Origin of the sequence: Methylobacterium sp. Leaf108 (assembly GCF_001423265.1) — a bacterium.
In the GTDB taxonomy this organism is placed as follows: domain Bacteria; phylum Pseudomonadota; class Alphaproteobacteria; order Rhizobiales; family Beijerinckiaceae; genus Methylobacterium.
The window spans coordinates 1-5,592 of the sequence record NZ_LMND01000020.1 but is presented as its reverse complement, the minus strand read 5'-3'; the positions used below and the strand labels follow the sequence as shown (position 1 = coordinate 5,592).

Annotated in this window: 3 protein-coding genes and 2 pseudogenes; all 5 read left to right on the top strand. The window is 68.6% G+C overall.

Annotation, left to right across the window (positions count from 1 at the left end; genetic code table 11):
• Positions 1–156 (top strand): annotated as a pseudogene (locus ASF39_RS21295) (IS3 family transposase); the annotation flags it as partial.
• A gap of 36 nt (positions 157–192) precedes the next feature.
• A pseudogene (locus ASF39_RS11145) lies at positions 193–1,230 on the top strand (aminotransferase class III-fold pyridoxal phosphate-dependent enzyme); the annotation flags it as partial.
• Positions 1,231–1,250: 20 nt separating this feature from the next.
• Entirely contained in the window at positions 1,251–2,750 is a 1,500-nt protein-coding gene (locus ASF39_RS11140) for a CoA-acylating methylmalonate-semialdehyde dehydrogenase (protein ID WP_056283866.1), read from the top strand.
• 113 nt (positions 2,751–2,863) lie between these two features.
• Complete coding sequence (gene alr, locus ASF39_RS11135; RefSeq protein WP_244472372.1) at positions 2,864–4,183, top strand: alanine racemase; 1,320 nt, start codon at positions 2,864–2,866, stop codon at positions 4,181–4,183.
• 9 nt (positions 4,184–4,192) lie between these two features.
• Positions 4,193–5,449 (top strand): D-amino acid dehydrogenase, encoded by a 1,257-nt coding sequence (locus ASF39_RS11130; RefSeq protein WP_056283863.1) that lies wholly within the window; start codon positions 4,193–4,195, stop codon positions 5,447–5,449.
• Positions 5,450–5,592 lie beyond the last annotated feature (143 nt).

Sequence of the window (5,592 nt, the reverse complement as noted above, 5' to 3'; positions counted from 1 at the left end):
CGTCACTACAACGGCGTGCGCCCACATGCATCGCTGGGATATCGGCCGCCGGCACCCGAGGTGTTCGTGCCAGCGTTCTCCGCTTGGCCAGCTGCGCTTGCCCGACCAGCTCCGCCGGCCAAGCTACCCGTGGTGGAGCGGCCTACCGCGCACTAACTTTACCCTTGGACCACCGCGTGGGGGCCGATCACCGTGGCCCCGGGGCCGGACGGGCAGCGCCTCGACCGGATCTTCTTCACGGGATCGGGATCGGAATCGGTCGAGACCGCCCTCAAGATCGCACTCGCCTATCAGAGGGCGATCGGTCAGGGCACCCGAACCCGGCTGATCGGGCGCGAGCGCGGCTATCATGGCGTCGGTTTCGGCGGCATCTCGGTCGGCGGCATCCTGAACAACCGCCGCGTGTTCCCGACCCTGAACGGAACGGATCATCTGCGCCACACGCACGATCTGTCCCGCAACGCCTTCGTCCGGGGCCAGCCGGAGCACGGGGCCGACCTCGCCGACGATCTGGAGCGGCTGGTGGCACTGCACGGGGCGGAGACGATCGCAGCCTGCATCGTCGAGCCGGTGGCGGGCTCGACCGGTGTGCTGATCCCGCCGAAGGGCTATCTCGAGCGCCTGCGCGAGATCTGCACCCGGCACGGCATCCTGCTGATCTTCGACGAAGTGATCACCGGTTTCGGCCGGCTCGGCGCGCCGTTCGCGACGGACTTTTTCGGCGTCACCCCCGACCTCGTGGCGGCGGCCAAGGGTCTGACCAACGGCGTCATCCCGATGGGCGCGGTGTTCGCGAGCCGTCCGGTTCACGACGCCGTGGTGCAGGGGCCGGACGGCCTGATCGAGCTGTTTCACGGCTATACCTATTCCGGGCATCCCGTCGCCTCGGCCGCCGGCATCGCGTCGCTGGAGATCTACGAGGAAGAGGGATTGCTGACCAGGGCCGCCGATCTGTCGGACGACTGGGCGACGGTGATGCACGGCCTGCGCAGCGCGCCGCACGTGATCGATATCCGCACCATCGGCCTCATCGCGGGCATCGAGCTGAGCCCGCGCGCGGGAGCGCCCGGCGCCCGGGCCTACGACGTCTTCACCGACTGCTTCGCGCGCGGGCTCCTCGTCCGCGTCACGGGCGACATCATCGCGCTCTCCCCCCCGCTCGTCATCGAGCGCACGCAGATCGAATCCGCCGCCGCCACGCTCGCGGCCGCCCTCGATCGCGTCGCCTGACCGCTCAGGATAATCCGACCATGACCACGACGATCGCGCATTTCATCGGCGGGCGGCCTTTCCTCGGACGGAGCGGCCGGTCGTCGCCGGTGTTCAACCCGACCACCGGCGCACAGACCGCCACGGTGCCGCTCGCGACCACGGCCGAAGTCGACGAGGTGGTCGCGACCGCCAAAGCCGCCTTCCCGGCTTGGGCCGCCACGACCCCGCTGCGCCGCGCGCGGATCCTCAACAGTTTCCTGCGCATCCTCGAGGAGCGGACCGACGACCTCGCGGCGGTGATCAGCGCCGAGCACGGCAAGGTGCTCTCCGATGCCAAGGGCGAGGTCCAACGGGGCATCGAGGTCGTCGAGTTCGCCACCGGCGCACCGCATCTCCTCAAGGGTGAGATCACCGAGAACGTCGGCACCCGCGTCGACAGCCACGCCTTCCGCCAGCCGCTGGGGGTGGTCGCCGGCATTACGCCGTTCAACTTCCCCGCCATGGTGCCGATGTGGATGTTCCCCGTCGCGCTGGCCTGCGGCAACTGCTTCATCTTGAAGCCATCCGAGCGCAATCCGTCCGCCGCGGTGCTGATCGCCGAATGGCTGAAGGAAGCGGGGCTGCCGGACGGTGTGCTCCAGGTCGTTCACGGCGACAAGGAAGCGGTCGAGGCCCTGCTGCACAGCCCCGACATCCAGGCGGTCAGCTTCGTCGGCTCGACCCCCATCGCCCGTACCATCTACGCGACGGCCGCGAGCACGGGGAAACGCGCCCAGGCCCTCGGCGGGGCCAAGAACCACATGATCGTCATGCCCGACGCCGACCTCGACCAGACCGTCGATGCCCTGATGGGCGCGGCTTACGGCTCGGCGGGCGAGCGCTGCATGGCCATCTCCGTGGCCGTGCCGATCGGAGAAGAGACCGCCCGGGCCCTGGTCGAACGGCTCGTGCCGCGGGTGCGGGCGCTGAAGATCGGGCCGAGCACCGACGGCGACGCCGAGATGGGGCCGCTGGTGACTCGGGCGCATCTCGACCGGGTGCGCGGCTATATCGATCTCGGCGTCTCCGAGGGCGCCGAGATCCTCGTCGATGGGCGCGGCTTCGAGATGCAGGGCTACGAGGAGGGCTTCTTCATCGGCGGGACCCTGTTCGACCGGGTGACGCCGGAGATGCGGATCTACAAGGAGGAGATCTTCGGTCCCGTCCTGGCGATCGCCCGCGCCGCCAACTACACCGAGGCGGCCCGGATGATCAACGAACACGAGTTCGGCAACGGGACCGCGATCTTCACCCGCGACGGCGACGCCGCGCGGGAGTTCGCCCACCAGATTCAGGTCGGCATGGTCGGCATCAACGTGCCGATCCCGGTCCCGATGGCCTTCCATTCCTTCGGTGGGTGGAAGGCTTCGCTGTTCGGGGACCATCACATGCACGGTCCGGAGGGCATCCGGTTCTACACGCGCCTGAAGACCGTCACGGCGCGCTGGCCGACCGGTATTCGGGCGGGCGCTGAGTTCGTCATGCCGACGATGAGGTAGGGATTCAGCCAGGTCCCCCGGCCCGGATCGGTCCCGGCCGGACCGGACGGCGCGGCGGGTGTCGCGGGGCAAACGGGGCGCCCTCGCCGACCGCCCAGGATCGTAGTCCGCCCTTGGAGGTCAGGCCGTGGTGGCGCCGGCGAACGTCGGACGAGCGTGTCGGGACGACGACGGTTCTCGTTTTCCTTGTCCGCGACGTCCGCCGTCGCGCGGTTCGCGTTCCGCATCACTGTCGCTCGCAGAACTCCCATTCGCATCGGCGGAACTCCTTGATGCTCGTGCATCCTGCCTCGGACCGGGACAACCCCAGCCATCCCTCGCGCCCGGCCCGAGCGCAGGTTGCGGCCGACGGGTTCGGCGGCCTGCTCACCATCGATCTGGCCGCCGTCCGGCGGAACTACCGCCTGCTCGCGGACCGTGCCCCCACGGCCGAGGTCGCCGGCGTCGTCAAGGCCGACGCCTACGGCCTCGGGGCCGTCGCGGTCGCCTCGGCCCTGTACGCCGAGGGGTGCCGGACGTTCTTCGTCGCCCATGTCGAGGAAGGCGTGCGGCTTCGCGCGGTCCTGCGGACGGATGCCACCATCGTCGTCCTCCACGGACCGCCGCCGGGCTCCGAGCCCGACTGCGACGCGGAGGCCCTCATACCCGTCCTCAATTGCGGCGAACAGCTCGCGGCCTGGCTCCGTTTCAGTACGAGGAACGGCTTGCCGGGCACGTGCGCCGTCCAGTTCGATACGGGGATGACTCGGTTCGGCTTCGACCTGAGCGAGGCCGGGTTCGTCGCGGAGGCGTTCGCCCGCGCAAACATCGCCCCATGCCTCCTGATGAGCCATCTGGCTTGCGCCGACGACGCGGGCAATCCGGCGAACCGGCTCCAGCGCGACCGGCTTGGGACACTCCGGGCCCTGTTCCCGTCGTCCCGCTTCAGCCTCGCCGCCTCCTCCGGCATCTTCCTGGGGTCCGGCTACCATTTCGATCTCGTTCGACCCGGTGCGGCGCTCTACGGCGTGAACCCGTTGGCCGGCACGCCAAACCCCATGTCGCCCGTTGTGCGCCTGCAGGGGCGGATCATGCAGATCCGTGCCGTGCCGGCCGCCACGGCAGTCGGCTACGGCCTGGCGGCCACGACCCGCTCCGCTACGCATCTGGCGACCGTGGCGGTCGGCTATGCCGACGGTTTCCCGCGGGGCGTCTTAAACAAGGCCGCGGCATGGCTCGGCGAAACGCCCCTTCCTCTGGTCGGCCGCGTCTCGATGGACAGCGTCGTTGTCGATCTTGGGGCGGTCTCGGAAGCCCTGCCCCGGCCTGGCGACCTCCTCGACATTCTCTGCGGTCACTACGGCATCGATGACCTCGCAGCCGATGCCGGCACCATCGGATACGAAATTCTGACCCGTCTCGGCGCGCGGTACTGGCGCACCTATGTTGCATGAGGATCGACCATGAAAGTCTTGGTTCTCGGAAGCGGCGTCGTCGGCGTCTCGACCGCCTACTATCTCGCGAAGGCGGGACACGAGGTTACCGTCCTCGACCGTCAGCTCGCCGCCGGTCTGGAGACCAGCTTCGCCAATGCGGGCCAGGTCTCTCCCGGCTACTCCGCCCCCTGGGCCGCGCCGGGCATCCCGCTGAAGGCAATCAAGTGGATCCTCATGCACCATCGGCCCCTGGTCCTGTGGCCATCGCTTGAGCCGCGCTTCTACGGCTGGATGGCGCGGATGCTGGCCAATTGCACGGAGGACGCCTACGCGCGCAACAAGGGCCGAATGGTCAGGCTCGCCGAGTACAGCCGCGATGTCCTGCGTGATCTGCGCGCGGAGACCGGCATCGTCTACGACCACCGCGAACGGGGAACCCTCCAGGTCTTCCGGACCCGAAAGCAGGTCGATCACGTCATCGACGACACGCGCGTGCTGGACACATTTGGCGTGCCGTACGAAGTTCTCGACCCCGCCGGGTGCGTCGCCGCGGAGCCCGCCCTGGCGCGCGTGCGGTACAAGATCGTCGGTGGCCTGCGCCTGCCGGGCGACGAGACGGGCGACGCCCATCTGTTCACGCAGCGCCTCGCAACGATCTGCGAGGGGGCCGGTGTCGAATTCCGCTACGGCGTCGAGATCGGATCCATCGCGCGATCGGGCGATCGGGTGGAGCAGGTACACACGAATATAGGCGTCTTGCGCGCCGACGCCTACGTCGCCGCGATGGGTAGCTTCACACCCGCGATCCTTCGCCCGATCGGGATCGAACTGCCGGTCTATCCCGTGAAGGGATACTCCCTGACCCTTCCCGTGACCGACCCCGACGCCGCCCCCGTATCCACGGTCATGGACGAGACCTTCAAGGTCGCCGTGACCCGGCTCGGCGACCGGATTCGCGTCGGCGGCACGGCGGAACTGGCCGGCTTCAGCCAAACGCTCCGGCCGCCGCGTCGTGCGACCCTGGAGCACTGCGTCCGCGATCTCTTCCCCGAGGGCGGCGATCTCGCCCGGGCGCGCTTCTGGACAGGTCTGCGTCCGATGACGCCGGACGGCACTCCGATCGTGGGCCGCACCCGCTATACGAATCTTTTTACCAACACCGGACATGGCACGCTGGGCTGGACGATGGCTTGCGGTTCGGGACGCCTGCTCGCGGATCTCGTCTCGAACCGCGAGCCTCACATCGTGCACGCGGATCTGGCCTATGACCGCTATGCGACCTGACCGCCAATCCGATTGCCGGTGAAGTGGGATTGCCCCGTTTTTGTGGTTCTCCCGCAGTTTGCGTGGATTACGCAGTGAGGAGGACACGTCGTCGGAGCAGGGGGAAGCCTGCGCGTCCGTACATCGTCCGCTTGAGCATTTTC